Annotated in this window: 23 protein-coding genes; 6 read left to right on the top strand and 17 right to left on the bottom strand. The window is 43.2% G+C overall.

The genetic code is table 11. The features are described from left to right. The first annotated feature begins 38 nt into the window (after window positions 1-38). Window positions 39-725: a TaqI-like C-terminal specificity domain-containing protein gene (locus GS398_RS01815; protein ID WP_237488062.1), complete on the top strand. Its 687-nt coding sequence runs from the start codon at window positions 39-41 to the stop codon at window positions 723-725. Here the strand turns inward: GS398_RS01815 and GS398_RS01810 are convergent. The 13 genes from GS398_RS01810 to GS398_RS22225 form a co-directional block, all read right to left on the bottom strand. Further along, window positions 709-4,020: an Eco57I restriction-modification methylase domain-containing protein gene (locus GS398_RS01810; RefSeq protein ID WP_160905030.1), complete on the bottom strand. Its 3,312-nt coding sequence runs from the start codon at window positions 4,018-4,020 to the stop codon at window positions 709-711. The genes GS398_RS01815 and GS398_RS01810 overlap by 17 nt on opposite strands. After that, a complete protein-coding gene (locus GS398_RS01805; protein WP_160905029.1) occupies window positions 4,020-5,186 on the bottom strand; it encodes a PDDEXK nuclease domain-containing protein in 1,167 nt (388 codons plus the stop codon). Before GS398_RS01805 ends, GS398_RS01810 begins: the two co-directional genes overlap by 1 nt. Before the next feature lies 1 nt (window position 5,187). Further along, window positions 5,188-8,415, bottom strand: a complete 3,228-nt coding sequence (locus GS398_RS01800) for a helicase-related protein (RefSeq protein ID WP_202405923.1) — start codon at window positions 8,413-8,415, stop codon at window positions 5,188-5,190. 71 nt (window positions 8,416-8,486) lie between these two features. Beyond that, window positions 8,487-8,759, bottom strand: a complete 273-nt coding sequence (locus GS398_RS22785) for a helix-turn-helix domain-containing protein (RefSeq protein WP_369410232.1) — start codon at window positions 8,757-8,759, stop codon at window positions 8,487-8,489. 231 nt (window positions 8,760-8,990) lie between these two features. Then, a complete protein-coding gene (locus GS398_RS01790; protein WP_160905027.1) occupies window positions 8,991-9,596 on the bottom strand; it encodes a hypothetical protein in 606 nt (201 codons plus the stop codon). 2 nt (window positions 9,597-9,598) lie between these two features. Continuing rightward, window positions 9,599-10,540 (bottom strand): relaxase/mobilization nuclease domain-containing protein, encoded by a 942-nt coding sequence (locus GS398_RS01785; RefSeq protein WP_160905026.1) that lies wholly within the window; start codon window positions 10,538-10,540, stop codon window positions 9,599-9,601. Then, a complete protein-coding gene (locus GS398_RS01780) occupies window positions 10,515-10,901 on the bottom strand; it encodes a plasmid mobilization protein (RefSeq protein ID WP_160905025.1) in 387 nt (128 codons plus the stop codon). Before GS398_RS01780 ends, GS398_RS01785 begins: the two co-directional genes overlap by 26 nt. Window positions 10,902-11,103: 202 nt before the next feature. Next, the gene (locus tag GS398_RS01775; protein WP_160905024.1) at window positions 11,104-11,394 is read right to left on the bottom strand and encodes a hypothetical protein; all 291 of its coding nucleotides are present in this window, start codon (window positions 11,392-11,394) and stop codon (window positions 11,104-11,106) included. Further along, window positions 11,381-11,647, bottom strand: coding sequence for a helix-turn-helix domain-containing protein (locus tag GS398_RS01770; RefSeq protein ID WP_160905023.1), 267 nt, complete (start codon window positions 11,645-11,647; stop codon window positions 11,381-11,383). The genes GS398_RS01775 and GS398_RS01770 overlap by 14 nt, the downstream gene beginning before the upstream one ends. Before the next feature lie 107 nt (window positions 11,648-11,754). Continuing rightward, complete coding sequence (locus tag GS398_RS01765; protein ID WP_160905022.1) at window positions 11,755-12,507, bottom strand: hypothetical protein; 753 nt, start codon at window positions 12,505-12,507, stop codon at window positions 11,755-11,757. A gap of 456 nt (window positions 12,508-12,963) precedes the next feature. Beyond that, on the bottom strand, window positions 12,964-13,389 hold the full coding sequence (locus tag GS398_RS01760; RefSeq protein ID WP_160905021.1) for a hypothetical protein: 426 nt from the start codon (window positions 13,387-13,389) through the stop codon (window positions 12,964-12,966). Beyond that, entirely contained in the window at window positions 13,376-13,591 is a 216-nt protein-coding gene (locus GS398_RS22230) for a hypothetical protein (RefSeq protein ID WP_202405922.1), read from the bottom strand. The genes GS398_RS01760 and GS398_RS22230 overlap by 14 nt, the downstream gene beginning before the upstream one ends. 11 nt (window positions 13,592-13,602) lie before the next feature. After that, a complete protein-coding gene (locus tag GS398_RS22225) occupies window positions 13,603-13,896 on the bottom strand; it encodes a hypothetical protein (protein WP_202405921.1) in 294 nt (97 codons plus the stop codon). A 473-nt stretch (window positions 13,897-14,369) separates the two neighbouring features. Here GS398_RS22225 and GS398_RS22925 point away from each other — a divergent pair, with 473 nt between their 5' ends. Next, window positions 14,370-14,555 (top strand): integrase core domain-containing protein, encoded by a 186-nt coding sequence (locus tag GS398_RS22925; protein WP_160905020.1) that lies wholly within the window; start codon window positions 14,370-14,372, stop codon window positions 14,553-14,555. 304 nt (window positions 14,556-14,859) lie between these two features. Here GS398_RS22925 and GS398_RS01745 read toward each other — a convergent pair whose 3' ends face one another. Beyond that, on the bottom strand, window positions 14,860-15,573 hold the full coding sequence (locus tag GS398_RS01745; protein WP_160905019.1) for a DUF421 domain-containing protein: 714 nt from the start codon (window positions 15,571-15,573) through the stop codon (window positions 14,860-14,862). Continuing rightward, window positions 15,570-15,890, bottom strand: coding sequence for a protein-tyrosine phosphatase family protein (locus GS398_RS01740; RefSeq protein ID WP_160905018.1), 321 nt, complete (start codon window positions 15,888-15,890; stop codon window positions 15,570-15,572). Before GS398_RS01740 ends, GS398_RS01745 begins: the two co-directional genes overlap by 4 nt. A gap of 246 nt (window positions 15,891-16,136) precedes the next feature. On the opposite strand from GS398_RS01740, the gene GS398_RS01735 reads away from it, so the two are divergent. Then, complete coding sequence (locus tag GS398_RS01735) at window positions 16,137-16,340, top strand: hypothetical protein (protein WP_160905017.1); 204 nt, start codon at window positions 16,137-16,139, stop codon at window positions 16,338-16,340. 140 nt (window positions 16,341-16,480) lie between these two features. Beyond that, complete coding sequence (locus GS398_RS01730) at window positions 16,481-17,083, top strand: master DNA invertase Mpi family serine-type recombinase (protein WP_160905016.1); 603 nt, start codon at window positions 16,481-16,483, stop codon at window positions 17,081-17,083. 28 nt (window positions 17,084-17,111) lie between these two features. On the opposite strand, the gene GS398_RS01725 is transcribed toward GS398_RS01730, so the two are convergent. Further along, window positions 17,112-17,510 carry a helix-turn-helix domain-containing protein gene (locus GS398_RS01725; RefSeq protein WP_160905015.1) on the bottom strand — a complete coding sequence of 133 codons (399 nt, stop codon included), beginning with the start codon at window positions 17,508-17,510 and terminating at the stop codon, window positions 17,112-17,114. A 115-nt stretch (window positions 17,511-17,625) separates the two neighbouring features. Here GS398_RS01725 and GS398_RS22220 point away from each other — a divergent pair, with 115 nt between their 5' ends. Both GS398_RS22220 and GS398_RS01715 read left to right on the top strand, forming a co-directional pair. Next, window positions 17,626-19,068, top strand: a complete 1,443-nt coding sequence (locus tag GS398_RS22220; RefSeq protein WP_202405920.1) for a HEPN domain-containing protein — start codon at window positions 17,626-17,628, stop codon at window positions 19,066-19,068. Between the two features lie 482 nt (window positions 19,069-19,550). Next, complete coding sequence (locus tag GS398_RS01715) at window positions 19,551-20,570, top strand: D-alanine--D-alanine ligase family protein (protein WP_160905014.1); 1,020 nt, start codon at window positions 19,551-19,553, stop codon at window positions 20,568-20,570. Here GS398_RS01715 and GS398_RS01710 read toward each other — a convergent pair. After that, complete coding sequence (locus tag GS398_RS01710) at window positions 20,536-22,929, bottom strand: hypothetical protein (RefSeq protein WP_160905013.1); 2,394 nt, start codon at window positions 22,927-22,929, stop codon at window positions 20,536-20,538. The two genes, GS398_RS01715 and GS398_RS01710, sit on opposite strands and share 35 nt — an antisense overlap. Window positions 22,930-22,942: the final 13 nt, after the last annotated feature.

Genomic DNA, 22,942 nt, shown 5'->3' with positions numbered 1-22,942 from the left:
ATATTAAGCGATATGGATATGAATTTGCAGAGCAATATTTGATTGCGACGTTTCCCTCTAAAGGGTACAAAATAGACGACTACCCCGCTGTAAAAAATCACTTACTCACATTTGGCAGAGAGCTCTTGATAGCGAGTGGATTTGCATGGATAGCTAAGAATTACTTGCGTGAATGGTGTTTTAAACGACTGGAACAAACTGGTGATGATATCTATATCAATGGTGAGAAAATCAGTTTCAAGAATAACACAAAATCCAGAAAAGCCACTACAAACAAATGGTTTGAAACCCAGGACAGTATAAGTTATTGGGAGGATTTTTCTAAGCAAAAAATAGTTTGGGGCGAAATCTCTGACACAACAAAATTCTGCATTGATCTGAACGGCGAGTTTGTTACAGAAGCCACAACGTTCTTGCTGACAGGTGAATCACTTTTTCTCTTATTCGGTTATCTAAATTCAAAACTGTCAGAGTATTTGTTTTCTAAAATAGGAACTACTACGGGAGTAGGGACTATTAGATGGAAAAAATATACCATCGAAAAACTTCATGCTCCAAGAGTTTCTTCTGATCGTAAAGAAATATACAATACCATCGTAAATGATATTATTGAAAATCGGAAAAATAATAAGGAATTTGAAAAGCAATTGGCAGCTCTCAACAGCTTAATTTACCAAGACTTCCAACTGACGAATGAAGAGATCGAATTTATTGAAGCTCAATGACATCAATCTCTTCTTTTGTTAAATTATACAGTTCATATATCAGCTCGTTAATATCTTTTTCGATCGAAGCATTCGAGCAATTATCTCTGCTTGTATTATTCCTAATCTCAACTAGGGATGCGAATTGCTTTTGGCGGTCATCGGAAATAATCGGAACGGGCAATCGCTCTATAAATGTGGGTTTGTATTCAATGTAACCCCCACCTCTCTTTTTTGCCAAAGTTCGAATATAAAAGTCTGCAAGTTTGGAATTGAGTACAGATAGTAGGTATTTGCTGGCAGGCACAATCATTGGGCAGGGAGCGTTTACAAAAAGTTCTCCTGGCGCGATGGCATAGGAGGCTTTCAAGTTCAGATTACCCCAAACTATTTTTTGCTTAGAAAAATCCTCCATATAAACGCAGTTGCGCAGGTTGTAAGGTGTATCGCCCTGGTCGGCACGTTTTTCTATTTGTTTGTACCCTTCATAGATTTTTCCGTTATAAGCAATCCCGCCATAATCTAACCAACGCTTTATCGCAGGATAATCATTGATATTTATGGGTTTTACGCCGCTTCTTTTGATGCCATTATGGGTGTTTATCAACCATAAATCAGCAAACTCGTAACCATACCTTTTTATGTCTCTGCCACGTAAAATCGGTCGAATGATTTCAGCAGATTTTGGGTCCTCAGCCATGAGCTCGGCTTTTTTATTGCTGTTGATAATAAACGCCTCGTTATATCCTGTGAGAACACCCCGGTAGATGTTAATTTCCCAGTCCTTTAGAGGCGTACCCATCGCCTCAATCTTGGTCTTAATACGTTGCTCAATCGGGCTTAGGATGACCCAGCTTTCGCTCGTGGTGAAGCTGCTTTCGACAGCTGTCTGCTTAACAAAAACGCTCAATTTATTTAACACGGCTTCTTTTACGATGCAGGCAAGGGTTTTCTGCTGATTTTTATCTCGTTGAAACATTAAAATATTCACCTCGACAGTTGCTGTATCAAATATCTTTTGCCCAGCAAAGTCTATTAGTAGGATAGGATTGGTGCGCTCTGCAAAAAACCTGCGAGTACTTTCACCATGATCATTCCGCATCCAACCATTCGAAGTAATAAAACACAATACCCCTTTTGGTTTTAACAAATGCCACCCTTTCTCGTAGAATATCGAGTATATATCGCCCGATTTTTCAAAGGTATCATACCCATAATTTTGGTAGATTTTTGCTAAGGCCCCATTGTTTTTTGATAATCCAACATAAGGCGGATTCCCAATCACAATATCAAAGCCGTCTTTTACGCCAAACATCCATTCGGTGTCGAAAAATGGTGAACTAGCATTTTGGTCGTAGGGATTCCACACTGCTACTTGTTTGGCGTCTTCGGGAGCAAATTCGTGGTTGTGTTCCAGGAGTTTTACCAATTCGCTTCGTAACTGTGCATCTTTTTCGCGGAGCTGTTTTTTGTCTTTAGCTGTTTTTGCATAAAAGTGTTCGTGGCGTACAGCTAAAATTTCTTGTTTGGTGGTTTCAATTCGCGGGTCTTCAAATAAATTTCCTTGTGCCTGTTTTTTATGTAATCCAAGCAAGGTATTTGCCGCTACAAATTTTGTTTCCAGATTGGGTAGGGTAATTACTCCGTAATTCTCTTTGCGTAAATCTTTTTCCTTTTGTTCAACAATTAATGAGATAAAAAAGCGCAGTTTGCTTATTTGTGCGGCAATAGTTTGTAAATCCACACCGTAAACACAATTTTCAATAAGATGCAATTTCAATTTGTACATATCCAAAGCTTCGGCTACACCAATTTTCTCGAGTATTGTAATAATGCCGTTCAAAATTCCCATCGGGAAAGCTCCAGAACCACAGGCAGGATCAAGGATTTTTACCTTCAGTAGGGTGTCGTAAATTGTCTTTTTCCGTGCATCGGTAAGCTTGCCGTCCAAATCCACTTCTCCAATATGCTGTTGCAAATATGCCTGCAAACTTTCACTTACCATAAAGTCCACTATTTCACGAGGTGTATAAAAACTTCCGCTTTGCTTGCGGGCAGACTCCTTAGTTTCGTTGTTGAATGCACCCAACAGATTTTCAAACACGTTGCCCAATAATTCTGGGTCAAGCGCTACCTGCACATCTTCAGGTACATTTTCTTCTACGGTAAAATTGTAACGTTCCAATAAAGGAATAATGCCTTTCTGCTCGTCAAAAAACACACAATTAGGAATGAAAGCACGGTGACTGTACTGGCCTTTTACTTTTTTGCCGTTTCGACTAAAGCCGTCTAAATGATACTTTATTCCGTCCATTGCGGTGTCTTTGTCCAAACATTCGAACAAGCCACCGTTAAGGAAGGGAATGGGTTTAAAAAGTTCCAGCACTTCCTTTTCATTAATGCTGAACATTTCGGCATAGCGATATAGCGTTTTTATATCACGGTTGTTTTCCTCTTTGGCAAAAGCCCGCTCGGTAATGGCTTTATTAAGGGTAGCAAAAAACAGGTTTTGCAAAATAGCATTGTAGTAAATACCGTTTTGGCTATCGTTTGGTTTAAAGTCTTTGAGTGTTTTTTGGAGTTTGCTTGTGTCGAACAAATCATGAGGAACCAAATCTTTTTGCTTAATGAACCATACAAAGAGTAAGCGTGTAATGAGCCGAATAATTTGCTCTTCGAGTTTTTCCCGGTTATCGGATGGGATATTTGTATTTCTTGGAAATGTAATACCAACTTCTTCCGAGAGCGCCCATTCGTACCATTTAAAGAGTTCGTTGTAAAATTCTTTGGTGAGCGTGGAAACGGAAAACAAATTGCGTATGTCTTCAAGATTTATTTTTTTTCCAGCGATAGCATACAATCTATCCGTTGGAGTTTTTACTTTTTGTCCTTTACCCAGCAGGTATGTAAAACGTTTAGGCTGTGTTTTACTTTCAATAGCATTCCCTTGTTCGTCAAATATCCTGATTTCACTTACAAAGCTTAACCTCCATTTATCATCCTGCTCAAAAACAATCAAGGCACCATCTACGTCATGCCTATAAACAGAACGAAGTAATTCTCGTAACCCTACTTTATTCCGTTCCAGCCAAACTTCTGGCTTGACCTTTACTAGGTACAAACCAATAATTCGATCATCGGAGGTACTAAAATTCCCTAATTCAAAAGCGGCTTCAGCTTTTTTATTGTTTGACAAAGGGACAATTGCCGGTTTTTGAAGAAAACTTTTCACTCCAAATAGCTCTGTCAACAGATTTTGCCAGTCGGTAAGCTCAAATGGCTTTGACAATATATTTTGTAACGTCTTTTTATCCATTAGTCCTTTTCTTCTTTTGATAACTGCTCCACCAAATAATGCAATTTATTCGCCAGCACATGTTTCGGTATCAGCTTAGTTTCGTAGTCGGCAATCATTGTGGGCGAAGTATTGCGGGCCATGGCATACTCCACCACTTCGGTGTCTTTCCCCTTGCAAAGTAAAATGCCAACGCTGGTGTTCTCGTGGGGCCGTTTCACGTCTCTATCGAGTGCTTCGAGGTAGAAATTTAGTTTCCCTAAAAACTCGGGTTCAAACTCCTGTATTTTCAGCTCGAATAGTACGAGGCATTGTAAATCGCGGTGATAAAAAAGCAGGTCGGTATAGTAATCCTTATTGCCTACCTGTAGCCGGTATTGGTTACCCATGTAGGTAAAGCCCTTCCCGATTTCGAGGATGAACTTTTGCAGGTTGAGTACTAACGACCGCTCTAAATCGGTCTCCGAATGCCCGTCCGGCAAATCGAGAAATTCAAAGATATAAGGATCTTTAAACAGGTTTTGCGGTAATTGTGCGGATAGGGTGGATATCTTTTGATTTGAAAGCATGATTCTTTCGAAATAAGCCGAGGATAATTGCCTTCGCAGCTCCCTCATCGACCATCTTTCTTTTATACAGTGCAGTAAATAGAAGAATTTCTCTTCCGGAGATTTAGTTCGCGAAAGTATTTCGAGGTGGTTCGTCCACGATACCTTCGTTAGTATGAAGGACACGAGTTTTTGTTGTAATGCCGTAAGTGGTGTTAATTGTGTCGGCAGTGCCGACACAATTTCAGTATCGAGTTCCTGCCCTTGTAATTGTGTCGGCACTGCCGACACAATTAGGGGATCTTGTTTCCCGGCAAAATAAGCCTCTAATTGTGTTTGCAAAGGCGATAAGAAGCCGGGATCGGAATAGGTCTCAAAAAACTGTTTCATCCGATACAAGCCTCTGCGATTAAATCCCGTTAACCCAGGATATTGGGCATCGATATAAGCAGCCAGTTCGCCGACGGTTTTTTCTCCCCACGTACCTTCCGACACTTTCACTGCAACAATATTGCCTACATTAAAATACAAACGGATAAGCTCTTCGTTAGCTTTTTGAAAAGTCCGGTTCCTGGCATCCTCAATAAGCAGGGCAATTTGCTCGAATTCCAGGCGTTCGCTTCGTTTTAACTTATCCATTCTAATCAATAAATGTTTCGGAAAGCACTATTTCAGGTGCTATATTGGTGTCAATTTCGTCAATTTTTGCATCATCTTCATCGCTAACAAAGGCGTCGTATTTTTTTGCCAGTGCAATAAGCAAGTTATCCACCTGCGAGGTGGTAATCTCCCTTTTGCTAAAATACTTTTGGCTTAGCTTTTTCAACTCGTTAGCCAAGGGCGTATAAATCCCGGTTTCTACTATGGGCTGTAACGTTTGGCAAGTCTCTTTTACAATGGCTTGGTGTGTAATTGCTTTAAAGTCTCGCAGAAATTTCAAAGCTTGCTTGGTAATTGCGTCCGCTTTATCAAGCGTGGTTACCTTCTCGGTACTGCTCCCTAAAAAGTCTTCATCAAAGGTTTTTAGCGCAGCTTGTACGTGTGTGTAATGGCTATCTGGAAGACCGAATGGTGGTTCGCTGGTTTGCGCTTCAAATATCTGGGCAGCTTCCAGGAAAGTCAATGGGTTAACCTTGGCTTCCTGGGTAATGTGGTAAAATTCCGTTTTATAGGGCGATTTTAAAAAGACGATAGTAGACGGCTGTATATCCTCCTTTTGAGCATATTTGTTATTCCGGGCCGTCCTCGCCTTTAACGGAAACTGTTTTATGCGCTTAAACTCTTTGGGGTTGTTGTCTTTAAACTCCCGGATAAAACGCAGATAATGCAAGCGCTTATCTTCATAATCTGGCAAGCCCTCCTTAAATAGCTCGAATTCCTCAAGCAATTCCTCATGGGTATAAATCTGTGCATCTTCTCCGAACGCCGTGTGAAAGCCCTGGAGCTTTATTAAAGCGTTGCTATACAATTTAATCTCTTCATCGCCCTGCTGCGAGGGGTAGAAGTTGTAATTGTAAATCACTCCCGCCACACTTCCAATTCGGTTCACCCGCCCGATGCGCTGCATTAACCGGGTGGCGTTCCAAGGTGTATCATAATTAACAATCACGTTCGAACGATGAAGATTTACACCTTCGGCCAATACATCGGTAGTGATCAGAATTCTATAATCATGTTTTTTCTCCCCGATATAGTTCGCATCAAAGTTTTCTTGTATCGTTTCAAAAAGCTTGCTTCGGTTATCGCTCGAAACGTTGAGAACCTTAATGCTCAAAAACTCTTCGATTTTTTCGGTGAGGTAATTGGCTGTGTCAGTACTTTCTGTAAAGATCACTAAGTTACCGGTAGGATTAATCTGCGTACTCAGCAGTTCTTCCGTGAGCGTTTTTAGAAAGGAATCGAGTTTAGGGTCCTGAACAACTTTCCCCCACTCTCGTATTAATTCTTGTAAAAGGGCATGGTCCTTTCGCAGGCCCTGGATAAACGAGCTGTCAAAATCGTCCGGACTGAAAACATTGTTACGGGGATTTTCCGTACTCATCTGTACTATCAGTACTTCCAATTCTTCAATGCTATAACCTTTTTCCATCAGGTCGTTTACCCGAAGGTCGGGAGCAATAAGCACTTTCCCTTTGTCAAACATCTCGATCATTCTACCGGTTGCTGTAGCAAGGTTTCGTAAAGATGACTTAAAAGCGGTAAAGCTACTTTCCAGACGTTTTACCATGAGGGTTTTCATGATCCCTGCTAATGATTGGGATACAAGAATCGCCTGTTCGTAGTAACTCTCCCGCAACTCGGGTTTTAAGTATTTGATGGCCTGATAACGGTAGTACTGGATTTTATCGTCATCTGTGAGGTAAAAAATAGTATGGTAAAACAACTTGCTCAATTTCGCATCGAGCTCATAAAGCTTTGGTTTGGGAGCAGCAATTTCGGGGAAGACGATACCTTGATCCTTTAAATCCTCAATATATTTTGGATAGCTTTTCAAATCACGTCTCGTCCTTCGTACCGTTATCTGCGTAATTATCTTCTCGCGAATAAGCGAGTATAATTCGCGAATGCGTTCTATATTGGGAGTGTCCTGCTGCATAATTTCCCTGAATTCCCTAATGATAGGGCCAAAGAAACTCTGTAGATTAGTAATCGGTAACGTACTTCGCCGCGCATCTTGAAAAAGGAGTAATTGATAGTATAAATCTTGCGGCCGATTGTTTAACGGTGTTGCCGAGATTAAAATCACCTTCTTTTTCTTTCCCGGCACCAAGCCCTCGCCGTTACGCGGTGCTTTACAAATACGCTGTAATAGCCCGAACGACTGTGAGGTATGGTTGCGGTACCGGTGAGCTTCGTCCACCAGCACCAAATCATAGCCTTCTTTCGCCCAATAATTGAGATCGTCGCCCTTTACGATTTTCTCCAGGCGACCGTTGGTAATAAACTTCGTATGGCGATCAATGCCGAAAAGCCGGAAGGTATTTTTCCAGTTTTTCTCTAATGCGGGTGGGAACACCACTAATATTTTGGTATTAAGCGATCCATTGGCAATTAAAAATCGCTTAGCGATCATTGCCGCAATAACCGTTTTACCTAAGCCCACTACATCCGACAGGAAAAACCCGTTGTGCTCCATTAGCATTTGAAAGCCCTGGTTTACCGCATCAACCTGGTATGATAGCTTTTTATATGATTTGGGTAGATCCCCAACCGTATCTGGATCGTAATCAACGTTCTTACCAAAGTACTCAATAAGGAATTTTATGTAAAGTTCATACGGTGTAAAGGTTTGCCCAATATGCGTTTTCTGCTTAAACAGCTGAATATCGGCTGGTAGAATAGCGGTTGAATGTTCCCACAAATCGACGAACTCCTTTTTCGTGAACGATACGTCATCATAATCCTTCAGCGCAATGTTTAATTCGTAGTTGGGCGATTTCTTTATTCCCAACCCAGCTTCTGTTAGGTTGGATGAACCCATTATCACCCAACCGTCCGAATGCTCACTGTGATGTTGTGGCAAAAAGAGGTAAAATTTAGCGTGAATGGCCTTTGAATTGTGCGCCCTGACCTCTATTCGCCCGTCGATCAAATCGTTTACAAACTGAAGAATGCCTTTCTCTACTTCTTCGGAGTATTTGGCCTCTTTGATATCCTGAACAAACCATTTTAAGAATTCCTCTTTGGTTTTTTCTTCGTTGCCAAAGTATAACAATCCTTTACGCTGTGATTCGGCGAACATTTGATCGACGTTGATACCTACGAGAATTTTAATCTCTGACAAATCCTTTAAATACGGTTGCAGCGCAAAGTACCCTGACGAACGAAAATAGCCGACCACCGCATGAAAAGCGTATAGGTTCTTCATGTGTTCGATAATTCCCTTGAATTTATCGAACATGCTACGTTCGCTACTATTGGTAAAAAATTTCGATGACATTATTTCCTTTTATTCTGAATTTGTTTCTCCGCTTCCTTTAATCCCTCTGTTAAATGTTCCATGTCCCCAAAGTCTTTTGCTATCTCGTCTGCAATGAATTTTGTTTGCACCTCTTTCAAATCGAGATTGAGGATATCCGAAAGCGCTTCCAAATAACTAAGTGAAGCTGGGCGGTCGCCCCGTTCTACCTTACTGAGGGTAGACGTATCGATATCCAGGTGTGCCGCCACTTTTCGAAGCGGAAGATCCCTTTTCTCCCTTGCTTTCCTAATATAATCACCAAACGTTTCGTAACTTATTGGACAAGTTTATTTGGACTGAATTGTCAAATATAAGGGTAAACTTGAAGCCTGCTCGGATGTGGAAAAATTTTAGGTCGCCTAGTAGAATTCCATTGCGTTCTGCACACTACGTGGAGATTCCGCTGATATTGACTACCCCATGCCGCTGGAAGCATTCGAATACCGTGTATTCGGAAATGAAGGCAAATGGCAAAGAAATAGTCACTTGACAAGCTTATCTTTAAGTTTCCTGGTCTTCTCCTTTGATGCCTTTAACTCCTCCTCGCTTTGCTTTCCCGCCGCTTCCGCCTGTGCTGTTGCCAGCTGTTCAGCCTCCAATTTCTTGGTTAGCTCATCCATAAACTCTCGGTCTCGGAAATAAGTAGTGTCTGCCCAATACGCTACGCTTGGCTTAGTCTGCCGGATCATCCGGAATTTAACCGAGTTCTCGTTCATTTGATAGTTTTCTTTCCACATCGCTACCGCGACGCCTACAGAAATAGCGCACACCAATAGGATAATTGCCGCCGAGATCAGGAAGCCTTTCGATTTATCGTCGATATGATGGTGGTGCCTAACCGGGATCACCTTCGGCAGGGATGCCGCCTGCTTTTTCAATTCCAGGATTTGCGCCTGTATTTGCGTTGCATGATATGCCAGGTTATTTTGGGTAGTTATATTCTTCAACTCCTTGAATTGCTCCGTATAATCCGGAATGAGAATTTCGGGCAGCTCAATCTTCCGGCCTTCCAGCTCGGTGAGCTTAACTACGGTTTGATGAACGACGTTTTCTAACTCGTCCAGTTTCTGTTGTGGGTTCGTTTTCATGGTTATCTACTTAGTCCTTGTGAATACTTTCTTTTTTTCTTGCGCTTTATTAACTCTGGTGGCGGCGGTTCATTAGATCCCTGGGTTTTCAGCATTTCGGACAATAGATCCGGCTCGCGCGACTTTGATGCCGATCCGAGCCATTTAAATTCCGTTTCCTCGTATTCTTCAGTGTGAGAGCTTACCTGGGGGAAAAGGCGGCGATCTAATTCCTTGTCCCAATTCTGTTCGAGCCGGTGGTGCAGCCTTTGAAAACTCATTCCCCGGTCGATCTCCGACCCTTTAAACTGCGTACCGTTCTCGCTGAAAGAAATACCCTGTACCTCATTGGTTCCCCTCCGATATTTATATTGAATACCTATGCCCTGCTGCTTTAATAAACTCTCCAGTTGTTTCCAGCTGGTCGCATTGGCGGCAGCCTTGCTAAGCGCGTGATAGATCTGGTATTTAATTTTGTCGGCACCGGTTAAGCGCTCCTGTTTTACCTCTACCTTCCCGGCTGCCATGTAATAGCCATGCTTGCGGGTGAGCTGCTTGCATACCTCGGCGTTCCGCTTCCGCTGGTACTGGTCGGATATAGTTTTGGCGTTATTGTCCACCCGGTTGTACACGATGTGGAGATGCGGGTGCTCGCGGTCGGTATGCTGGATGACCAGGAACTGCGTATTGGTAATCTTCATTTTTTGCAGGTATTCTTTTGCCTGCTCGGCCATGATCTCGGCTGTTAATTTGCCTACGTCGTGTTTGCTCCAGCTGAGTACGATGTGGCCCACGCCCTTGCCTAACTCGGGATTCATTTTCCGTTGCAGGTTAAAATCGTCGATGATGTGATGAGTGTCACCCGCGCGTAACCCCTCCGCGTGAAGGATGGTTGCCTCCGGCCTTTCGAGGTTATAGCGCACGCATCCGCCGAAACTCTTACCTGTCATCACTTTCCCGATCATTGTCGTTGAGGTCTTTAATTGATTTGTCAACTTCTGCCAAAATCTCACGGCAGCGCTTCTGTACAGTGAATAGGCCTTCTTCGTGAGCCAGCTTCGTTATCTGGTTCAGGTTGTTAGCTATTCCGGCGAGGGTATGATGTATTTTGAGATCCTCACGGGAATGCCGGGGAACGACCTTCGCCCGCTTGGCAGCCTGCCTCACATACTCGCTGATTCGTACACCGGCTTGCTTTGCCTTAGCTGCGATCAGGAATCGTTCCGTATCGGTTACCCTTACCCGGAGATCCCTATTTCGCTTAATTCGTTTAGGTGGTCTGCCGCCTTTTCGTCGCTTCGTACTATCTTTCTTTTCGGTTTCCATAGCTATCAGGTATCGTTTCAGTATCGTCCTTTTGCGACCACCGGGAGCGAAAGGCAAGTTGGTCCCGGGAACGGAGTCCCGGGAGAGTTTTTGTGGAACAAAAACACAAACTTGCTCCCTTACAGTTTCATAGGTTCACGGAGGTGATCGGACGCTTCTTTAGTGGTTAATCAGATGTTAAAATGCCGCTTAATTCCGGGCGTCATTCGTCTGTTAGAAGCAGTACCTGGCTAGCCTGCTGAGGGTGATAAGATGGCTCGTACCGGATATACCCACAGGCGATCAGCTCCTTCAGGCATTTATGATAGGTAGAAGTCGACGCGATCTTACTCAGCTGCATCAGCTCCCTGCGTGTGACCCGGAAGGGAACACTGAACCGGCTCTCCTTCCACTGGAAAAGCAGGGTGGTATACAAGCTTACGTGGGTCGGCATCAGGCGGCTGTCGTGAACTACTTTGTCCAGGAAGCCGAGTATGAGGTTATACTTTTCCATGGCCTTCGAGGAGTTTGGTGATGTCCTTCGTGTTGTAATACATGATGCCGCCAACCTTCGAATAGCGAAGCGTACCATTGATGCGCAGGTTTTGCAATGTACCTGGCGAAATATTTAATAGCTTACGGACTTCGGCGCTTTTAAGCCATTGCCTGCCTTGCGCTGTCGGTGGGTTGATTACTTGTTTTAACTCCTGCACTAATTCGGTCTTGAATTGTAGCAGATCTTCCCTGGTGATGAATTCTACGTTCATGGTTTCCTGTTTTTTGGTAATGACAGGAGCAAATGTGGGAACGGACAGGGTTGAATGAATGACCATTGGTGGCGTTTGGTCATGTGCGCTTAGCGAACGGGCAGTTGTTAGGTGTTCTTTCGGACAACCAGGAAGAGTTTATCCGCCTCCTGAACATCGGAACCTTTAATTAGCTTGGTTTTCTTCTGCGCAGGGAAGTAATTTCGGGCGGTATCAATCGGGATTTCTTTCTCTCCGTGATTAAAATATTTCGCGAGTAATTTATACCAGGGGCTTTGCGTCTGCGAGCTGAACAGCTTTTTACTACCGGTTACTGTCGTCTCCTGTAGCTGCCTAAAAATATCTATCGCAGTAGGCAAGCTGCCATCCGGAATTGTGATCTTTTCAATGGTGTCAAATAGCTGCAGCTTCTCGAGCTTCTTTTCAAGACCGGCGATCTTTTCCGTGAGCCGGTCAATTTCCTGGTTCTTCTCCTTGACGATTGATTCGATTGGGAAATGTACCTTCCATTGATCGAGCGTCGCCAGATGATTGCTAAAAGCCGAAAGCTTCTCGATGTGCTTTACATAATCAGAATGGCTGGAAGAAAACGGATCCTTGCTTTCGAAATGTTCGATCCGCTTCTTTACGATGCGCCATACGTGGGCGAAGAACTCTCGCTCCATGCCGGGATTTTGTTGCAGGAAATGCTCCAGGTGATAGTTGTAAAACTGGCTTAGCTGATCTTCGGGAAGCTTGAGGATCTTTAAAAGGAAGTGATTGTCTTCGTAGCCAGGCTGGACGCCCAGAAGGTTGCCTACTTCAAAATCATGTGGCTTGAAATCGAATCGGCGGCGGTGTTTAAAATAGGTTGTTTTCATAAGCAGCTGAAAGAGACCTGTTTTAGAAAACGTTGCTTGGGCTGAAAATGTTATGATATTGCCAATCTGGAAGCATTCTTCTTCAGATACCGGGTTTATTTGACGGAAATAGCCGCGATGAGAAGTTCAAATTTGCGGCAACAGATGCTGTTTATTGCCGCAAATTTGAATTCTGTAATTACCTATTTAATTCAGATTCAACGCCATCATCAACCTCCGCTTCACATAATCGGCATCTACTCCACCGTACCCTCCTGTCAAGTGTGCATACAGCCCTTCTTCGAAAGAATCAGTTTCTATAATATTGCCTAGTTCGTCGACAAGATATTGCCTCACCTCTTCGGGTGCATTGGCAAATTGACCTTCAAAGTCATCAACATTCTCTAATATGTATACCAGGTCTTCAAAATCATTACTTGTTCGGTAGTCCCCTTTACCGCGCCCTTTAAAAGCAGCCTATTTGGAAGCTACAAAGTATGGGAGAGAGAATATCCTGACCGATGTTTGATCGTCGAGACGACAGGTGACGGCATTTGCAAATCCATCCGGGTACCACTGGTTGCTAAAACCAATTGATTCAGGATGAGTGGGCATTATATCGACGATGATCCGCTGTATACGGTACCGGCATATCACTCCCGATTCTATGTCGTTTTGAAAACCGACGCTCCGTAATCGTTCATCCAGTTTCGAGTAACCGCTATAAGAAGCCAGCTCTACAATCACGTCTACATCGTCTGTAGGACGGACTTCTGTTGCCAGTTCAGGGTTAGATGCATATAAAGATACTGTTGCACCTCCTACGAAAACAAATTCTTCGTTCAGTTCGGAAAGCACCTGGCTAACGGCTTTGATCCGGAGGATATTCTCATGTATATTCACCGGATAATATCTCTTTCATCAACTGCACCGCTTTCTCACTTTCACGAACCTTTCCTACACGGATGGTGTCGATCAACGAAAGCAAATTATATAAGGTCTCGTCCTGCTTTACTGCAAATACCTGGTTGGGGTAAAGTGGTATAATTGCCTGTCCCCTGGCCTTGCCGTCTGGAGAGGGCCATACATAGACTTCATTGGACATAATGAAATCTTTCATAATTGGTGCAGAATGGGCAGTTGGAATCCCCCTTGCCATGGCTCCGGGATCAACGGGAATACAAAGCTCAACCCGTTTTCAATAAAGCGCATAAGTGCCGATCTGAACACTTTCTTCTTGTCAGGGCTGATCAACTTTGCTATCCTGGAGCGATTGAGGGACTCACTGATTTCTGAAGTGCTTATAAATAGGCTTTCAGCCAGGTCTTTATTCAGCCAGTTATCTCCCAAAGAAATGATCTTAAGGAGAACAACGATATCGTGGGGACGCATGCCGTTATGATTTTTCATGGCTGGATATTACTATTTGGTAATCAAAGGTAATTTAAATATCCTCGATTCGCAAATCGCGAATCGAGGATATTTAAGAAAAGGGTGATGTCAAAAGTGGCTCCGTTCATTTTTTCCCACTGCTCCCGCTTCCGTGAACACGCCAATTTATTGAACAAAACGTATCAAATTCCCTCAAAAATCGCTTGCATTTCACCCCATTTTATTTCATCTTTAACCTAACAATTTACACCAAAACCATTTGCGGATTCCAGTGGGTCAACCGGTGAGTCACTCAGAACAGTGCTAATAATAAATTGACAGTAAGCTAATTACAAATAAACGGGGATTCCCGTCGGAGACATCACCTTAAAATTAAGGTCTTGTCCCGCTTTTTTTGTGTCAAAAACGGCCTTTTAGCCCCTGCCTTGCCAGCATTAATCGACCTGCCTCGACCCCAATTTCGCCTTAGGCTATTTCTTCGAAGGGTTAGCATGCATGCTAAGGTGGTAAAAGCATTCTTGGAACACCTGGCTGTAGATAATGTAGATGACGCAAGAGAAAAGATCGAGCGGCGGCGGGCAGATTATAACGCCTTCAGGCCACATAGTTCCCTGGGTGATATGACACCCGACGAATGGACTAAATCGATGCAAATAACGCCCGGTCCTTTACTTTAGACTGGTACGGTTAAGGGAGTAGCACAATCTATCAAAGAGCAGGTAGATAAGGGAAATAGTCTTGCTTCCCAAGAGCGTCTTATCGTGATTATGCAAATAAACACGGCTATGAAATAGATAAAGTTTTATTGAGAAAGGGAAAGCGCTAAAATGGCCAACGTAATTGCCTTCAGGTTTACTGTCTGCCGCGATCTTTCCCCGTGTTTTTAATGAACATTGCTAAAGTATAATCCAAATCCAGGCCCCTGAAAACTGAATATCTCTATAGCTTTCGGCTAGCCAAGGAGGTCGTCGGTATAGTCGCTTAGTTAGTTGTCGTTGCTGCCGTCCAGTTACCGCACCCACAGCGCTTGCAGTGACCGGATGGCTGACCGGCCGCCAGTTGTACGGTAAAGCCGCAATTGGTGCAGCTATACAATCCTTCATCGGTGATTGAATCGGGGACAGTTAGAATAGCAGAATCAGGCCATAGTTCCATAGGTAATACTGAAAGGCCTGGCTTGATCTCCCTGGGTGAATGGAATAATACTGATATGTTTCCCGAAGTTTCGAAAAATGATTTTTTTACTTCGCCCAGGTGCTGTACCTGGCTGCTTCTCAGGGATCGGAACAAATCTTCCTGCGACAGGTTGTTTTGTTTTAGTTGGTCAACAGCTATTACCCCATCGTCTACGAGGCAATCGGCCTTGCCTTCCATCACTAACTCGATCTTTTTGTTGCTATTGATCACCCGTTCCATCCCAACCTGCAGGAACGCTACGGTGGTTACCGCCACGATGCCGTAAAGGATCGGTATATCCGCGCCCATCATAGGGTCTCCTACGGCTGACCCAAAACTGATAATAATCGCCACCTCTAAAGTGGATAGCTGCCCTATTCCCCGTTTACCGAGAAACCTCAGCAGCATGATGGTGTAAGCGTACATGATCGCCGTTCGGAATACGATCTCTAACAGGAAGAGGGGTGGTCCGTCGCCAAGAAAAATACGGTGGAAATCGAATACTTTTATGTCTTTCATAGGCTATTACCTTGCCGGACCACAAAGGTTTCAAAGTGGCTCACATGCTCTTCGAACTCCAGCAGGATGTCCTTGTCTTGCGGATAGTACTTTGCCTTTTCGTGGTCTTCTCCCGCGAAGGTCTTTACAGCGTTTATATCAGTCCATTCCGTTAGGGTCCAGAAATGACAACAGTCTGCGTCTGTCCGCCGCCAAACCTTTACGGACAAATTTCCGGGAGTTTCCAGGTATTCCTTAGTGCCTTCATCGAGTAAGATCCTGAGGTACTTATCGGCATCTTCCAAACGGGTTCTGCCATGCCATGTGCGGGTTATCATATCTGTGCTATGCGCAGATGTAACAAACGCAGCCGGATATTGTGTGAGAGTGGCAGCCGCAAAAAACCACCACCGACAAGATGATCTCCAGCTTTGATAAGCAATTGCTTATGCTTTTAAAACGAGATCTTAAGTTTTTAAGACGATTCGGCAGACCAATAAGAACAAGCTGCTTAACTCATAACTGATTGCGTTCGGGAAGTAGTGTTTTAATACCTGGCTGGCAGATAGGGGCAGCAAAGGCGGGTGTGGGCAGAAAACAATCTTGCTACTTGGGGATTAGGTAATGGAATTCGTCGGGCGGGTGAAAAAGAAGCGACAATTTTAAACAAATACGCCAAGCGGATCGGTAAGAAAGAAGAAAAGTTTTGCACTACTAATGAGCCGATGAAAATTCCGTTGATAGAGCAGGCAATCCTGCTTTTCAGAAAAAGACGCTTCAAAGTTTAAGAGCTTATAGTTGCTTCGACATTTCTTAGAAGTCGGCTTGAAAAGGCTGATTTAACATGTTAAATTATAGCATAGAGTTTCTTTATACATTTTTGGTTTAAATTAATCAGCTCAAGTCACTATTAATTTAACGATAAAACATGATTTACGGTTACATTCGCGTAAGCACAGACAAACAAACAGTAGAAAACCAACGCTACGAAATCAACAAGTTTTGCCAAACCAATGTGTATGTGGTAGACAAATGGATTGAAGAAACTATTTCAGGCGCAAAAAAACTGCAAGATCGAAAACTTGGAAAACTGCTAAGAAAAATGTGCAAAGGAGATATTCTCATTTGTTCAGAGCTCTCGCGTTTAGGCAGAAACCTGCTGATGATTATGGGCATACTCAACGAATGTATGAACAGAGATATTCAGGTATGGACTATTAAAGATAACTACCGGCTAGGTAGCGATATTAATTCTAAAGTATTAGCATTTGCTTTCGGACTTTCAGCGGAAATTGAAAGAAATCTTATATCTCAAAGGACGAAAGAAGCATTGGCTAGGAAAAAGGCCGAAGGTGTTATTTTGGGGAGACCGGTAGGAAGAAAATCCTCAAAAACAAAACTTACAGGCCAAGAGAAAAAAATTCAAGAGTTATTATGCAAAAAGGTCTCTTATAGTGCTATAGGTAGAATTTTAGGTGTACATAGGCTTACTGTATCGAGTTTTGTAAAAAGGAATCAGGTTACAATCTGAAAACTATTGTGATTTAGACTTTAATACCTTATTTGTTCTTTAGCAAATCGACCTTTTCCCGTTCACTTTGCAGTAAGCGTTCATAAAGCTCAACTATTTTTTCTATTGTATTAAATGTCGGCTGATAGTTCAAGGAACTAGCTATTAATGTCGAACTATCACTACTTGTATTATGAAAAGTGTTTGATATTATATTGAATACCGCTTCCTCGCTAAAATTCTTAATACCCTCAACTGAAACACCCAATGCTTTCGCCACCTTCTCCAGCGTCTCCTCTTTTACAACCTCGCTTCTTTCGATCTCCGAAATGGTTTGCTGGCTAACCCCGATTTCCAGGGCCAAGGCTTCCTGCTTCATTCCGCGAAGTTCGCGTACGCGGCTGATCTTCCTTCCGATGTGATTGTTAGATTTTGTAGCTGTTTCCATACTTCAAAGATAAAAATTTAATTCCTGTATAAAACAAGAACGGGCTGGCTTGTTACAGGTGAAAGCGGTTTGGTACGGAACCGTCGCCTCCGTCATTTGCTGTAAAAGCGAATGTATGGAAAATATTCAAACACGGTCCATGGTAATCCCATTGAGCCACGATGAACAATTAGCGCAAGCTCACCAGCTGATAGCCGAAGTATTTGAGGCTTCGGATTTTGAATATATACGCCTGGAGTTGTGGCAGCTCCTAAAGGCGGTAACTATTTCGAGGCCGTGGTCGTTTATGGGCGATCCTTCGGGCGTTCTCCTTTTGGATAAATTGCTTACGAAACTGATCACGGCAGGCAGGCTGATGTTGAATGTAGCTGAAGCCGAAGGGCTGGATATACCAAATACCAACTATGAACCATTTTCTCGCCAGCGTAACGAGGCTGATCGGCAATACCTGCTCGATCTCGAACAGGTACACGACCGATACAACAATACTATCCGGCGACTAAGCTTAGCCGAGGCGGAACAACCGATTATTGCTATCAGGCAATTTTTTGCCAATTACAGCTACGAGGAATGGAAGGTTATTCTAAATGGCTGGCTAGAGTACGGGCTCGGGAAAATGAGTATTTGCGAGGCAACCGGCCAGTGTTTAGAGGTTGAACAGTATGAATTACTGGAAATGCTTCTCGAAGCATGTCACCTTATTCACTGCAAAACTGATGATGGGGGTGGCCCTGGCTTCTATGGTCGCCGTAGTAAGCCGATCAGTAAAAGTCGCCTTACGCCTATCATTGACCTCATTATAGCTGCTATCGAACCCGAAATGATTTTCCGTGTAATTCACCCATTAATTAAAGGCGCAGCGGATGATGGATATACCGATCTACTAATTGTGATACCGGATAAAAATTGTCCGTCATTCGAAGAGTTGGAGGCAGTGGCCGAATTTTGTACGGTTAAAGGCGAAAAGATTTCTTGCTCGCTGCATAAGTCTTCCGCACTTACCCAGGCACTTAGCAACGGGCATGTTTATCTCTCATTAGTTTGCACCAAAGCAAACCTGATTTATCAGGATAGCACCGCAAAACTACCTGTGCTACCTATAGGATTGTTTGGTGCCATTGTGGCAAAAGCAACTCACGAGTTTAATTTGGGTATTGATAAGGCCACGAGTTTCTACGCTGGTGCGAGATTTCACCGCGAAGCAAATGATTCGGCCATGGCAATGTTCATGCTACAACAAGCCACTGAATCTACCTTCCGGACGATAGCGATTGCCTTATACGGGATGGAACGGAAAACGCACTCATTGCGATCGCTCAAAAAACTCAATAGAAAATTGGCTCCACAACTCAACGAGATTTTTCCCGCCGATACCGAGCAAGAAGAGCGGTTGTTAAAGTTGCTAGAAGATGCTTATTTGGATGCACGCTACCTGGCGGATTATAAAATAGGGGGTGATGATATCCAGGTGCTAATGGACAGGGTTCAGCAAGTATTAAGCACGGCAAGAAACGTTTTCGATGAACGGATGAAGGTATTCGACATCGGCGAGTTATAACTTATTTTACTCCACCGCCATTTGCCGCAGCAAAGTTCTGATTGCCGGGCTGTACAGTCAAGGCCAAGCCCTGCGGGTTTTTGTAATTTTTTCTCCACCCTTGGCTCCGCTCCGGGTAGTAAAAAATTGCAAAAAGCCTTGCCTTGTAGCCCGGCAGCTTCAGGTGATCGGCTTAGCAAATGGCAATGGTGGGGTGTGCGGTGAACATATGGTCAAAAAAAATCAGAACTTGCCGGTTACGAGTGTTTTTCTTAGGCTGATAATCTTGTGTTAAGTTAGCCGCTTAGAGAAATACTTTTTTATTGTTGTGTATAAGACAGACGCTGTTTGACCCAAATTAATACGAAAAACTTAATATTAACGGGAGAATACAATCCTTGCCGGTCTAATTGGAGTTAAACTACAAGATGCTTTAATTACTTGAAATTCACTGCCGAGAATTTTTATATTTATGCAATAAAGGATAACTATATATTATCGATATGCAATTTCAGAAAGAAATTAGTTCAATTGTCCTGATCGCCGATAGAGTTGAAGACCCCGCCCGGGAAATGAATATCTACGACAGAGACCTGGATAAGCCTCATCCTCACTATGTTGAGCATTTATTTCAAACACTACAGGAGATTCATCCAAATGTTATTCTCTACAACAGCCCGCAGGAGTTGATAGTAAATAACATGAAACATCGTGATGATCTTGTTTTCCCATTTTGGTTTGGCGAAAAATCAAGGAACAGGCATGCTTTAATACCTGCTATTTGTGAGGCCTCCAATATTAAATACGTTGGTGCGGATGCGTATACCAAAGCCGTTTGCAATGATAAGCATGTTTCGAAGTTGCTATGTAAGGAATTGAATTTGGCCACTCCCAATTTTGCTATTTGGAATTCGCCGCTAGATGACCATTTGGCTGGGTATCTGCAGTTTCCATGTGTTGTAAAGCCTGCCTTCGAAGGCACTTCGCTTGGAATCGGGCCAAATAACCTCGTTTCGAATTTATCTGACGCAATTCTTATTGCGAGGGCATTAAAAGAGGAATTTCAACAAACAATCCTGATAGAAGAGTTCATCCCGGGAAAAGAGGTTTCAATATGCTTGATCGGACAGGGCCGTGATGTGCATAACTGGGCTGCCGCAGAGCGATATCTGGAAGATGATGTTAATTATTTCGAACACAGACTTTATACCTACATCGAGAAAAAGTCTGACACATTGCCCCTCGCCTTGCGATCTGTTACGGCCCAAATACCTGACGACACCTTACAAAGGTGCTTCGACTTGTTTGCCTATCTCGACAAAGTGGAGTTCATGCGTATCGACGGGCGGCTAAAGGGGACTGACTTCTCGGTTATCGAGTTAACTCCCGATACTCACCTCGGTGCAGATTCAGAATTTGCGGGCACTTTTATAGCGGAGGGCGGATTTAACTATCATTCGGTTATCCGTCTATTGATCGAGAACTGTATTAAAGGTTATCAAAGTCGAAATGCCAATAAGTAAGGTGGATTGGATAGTAGTCCAATTGAAACCGGAATTCATTCCAATTATCCTCTTTTTGACCATAGAGCTTATAATTCCAGTAGCGAAAATCACACAATAAAGGAAGTTTTCTGGCTTCAGATAAATAGTACTCCCCCCAATCCGGGCTGTTATTTCTGTTGTAATGCACAGATGCGTTAAACAGCGCGATACGTTGCAAGTCGAAGTCTGCTACTTCATTCCTGCTGATTTGCTGGTCGATTACTTTTAACGTTGCCTCGGCATCGCCCGTGAATCCCATCATGCTTTGGGCAACAAGCAGGTTATTTAACAAGATAAACCTGTCAAGCGCGGCTTCACATGACCTGAGCGCAATACGTAATTTCTCGATAATCTCCCTGGATGACTCTTTTTTCTGGAGCTTCAGGACACAAAGATTATTCGAAATGCAGTATAAGCCAGCGAAATGCAGTTGACTTTTCTCTCTGGCTATTGCCAAATGCGCTTCGGCCTCCTCCAGGTTCCCATCATAACCCAATTGTTGCGAATAGGCAACCCGTGCTGAAATCTCATTCAGTGAATTTTCTTCTTGCCTGAATATTTCGATTGCCTTTTGCAAACACGAGAGCCTCAGTTCATGATGAGACAGCAACGCGATATCTGAGCATTGCAGAAATATCCCCTCGTATTTCGTTCCATCATATACCCCTTCGTTATACAGCCGGAGCCATTCCTCTTCGCATTCGTCGTACCTGTTCGATGACCGGTACGCTGCAATTCTCACCAGCAGTATCCCGCCTGCCTCTTGCCGGTCTGTTTCGCCAAGCCTCGTTGTACATAACGCAATGGCTTCGTCAGACCTTCCTATAACCGCTAAAGACGAAGTATGGTACAAGAACATCGACAGGTTATCTAGATGTGCAGAAGTATACTTTGGGATATCCTCAAATAACCACAACCGGTATAGGATCTGGGTAATTTTATGGTTTATCCGTTCGGTAAGCGTCTGCTGATTTGTAGCATGAAAGTTTTTCCCGATAACTTCCTTTACCTTTTCGAGGTACTTGATTGCACGGCGAGGCGTGATGCTTAATAAGCTGAGCTTATGTATTTCATTAAGAAGTTCCACGATTCCTGTTAAATCGTTGAGAAGCGCTTTGAATAATATCTGCCAGGATAACACCTCGGATTTGGGCAAATTCGCATCATTGCCGCTATTATCCACTTTCTGATAAAAGCCGAGCCAGCTCTTGTAGCTCAGGAAAAAGTACTTCTTTAGCGAGATACTTTCAAGCGCCTTTTCTATCACGCTATCCTGGGCTGTTGCAATGGTGATGTCATCCTCTACCAGTAACTTTTTATAAACAAGATTCGATATCATTTCATTTACCGAGGCCATATCAAACTTAAGTAAGTACTCGTCTTCTATGCCTAACAATACACTCTTTAAGATATCCGTATCAACCTTCCCACCATGTGCAATCACCAGCGACAGGATAAACGACTCATCGGTAGAAAGCGTGTTTAACTCATTGCTGATAACCTGGTCATATTTAATATTCTCCGGGTATTCGGTGATCTTCTTCTCTGTCAGATCAGAGACCAGCACCTGCAAATGATGTAGATTGCCGGATGACTGCTCATAACTGTTCTTTAATATTCTAAATATGATATCGGGCACATTTTTATACTCGCGCAATATCTCGTCTATTGACAATTTGTTGAGATCTATAAGATCAGCTTTTACGCCAGGTGCCGAGCAATAACTTAAAAGATCTGTTGTTGATATCTGGTATTTATTGTCGGTAGTATACTCCCCGATCAGGTATAGCGTCGAATACGACAAGAGAAATTCATGAAAATAACTAAGCGATTCTTTGTCAATATTTTGAATGTTCTCAATGGAGACCGCTACTCTCCGTTCTTTTAATACTTCCTGGATGTACCGGTACGCAAATCCGATTGAATCATTGTATTCCTCATTAAAAAGAAGGTTTATCAAAGTAGTGGTATCTTTGGAATCCTTAAGGACACGGCCGAGTTCAGCACTGTTCGCTATGCTGTTGCTGGTTGCAACATCTGCAAGTATATGCCTGAAGGTGTTAACCAATGATCGTTCTTTTGTAACCACATGATCTCTAAAACTCGGAAACGCTGAGCCGCGAAGGCTCGACAGGCTAATTGCTCTCGCCAGTTCCTTTAAATACAAATAAGGAACGTCTTTGGAGCTATCATGTTTGGCGATCTTAACGCGGATAAAGAAATCGTTGTCGGCAAAGGCCTGATCAACTAATCCCGACTTGCCGATCCCCGTAGGTGCCGCCAGTACAATAAATCTACTTTGGTTGTTTGTGGCGACAAAGTCCTTCCTTAGGAACAAAATGTCGTCCTTC

Source organism: Hufsiella ginkgonis (assembly GCF_009834915.1).
Taxonomy (GTDB): domain Bacteria; phylum Bacteroidota; class Bacteroidia; order Sphingobacteriales; family Sphingobacteriaceae; genus Hufsiella; species Hufsiella ginkgonis.
The sequence above is the reverse complement of the archived record's forward strand: the minus strand, read 5'-3'. Positions and strand labels throughout refer to the sequence as shown.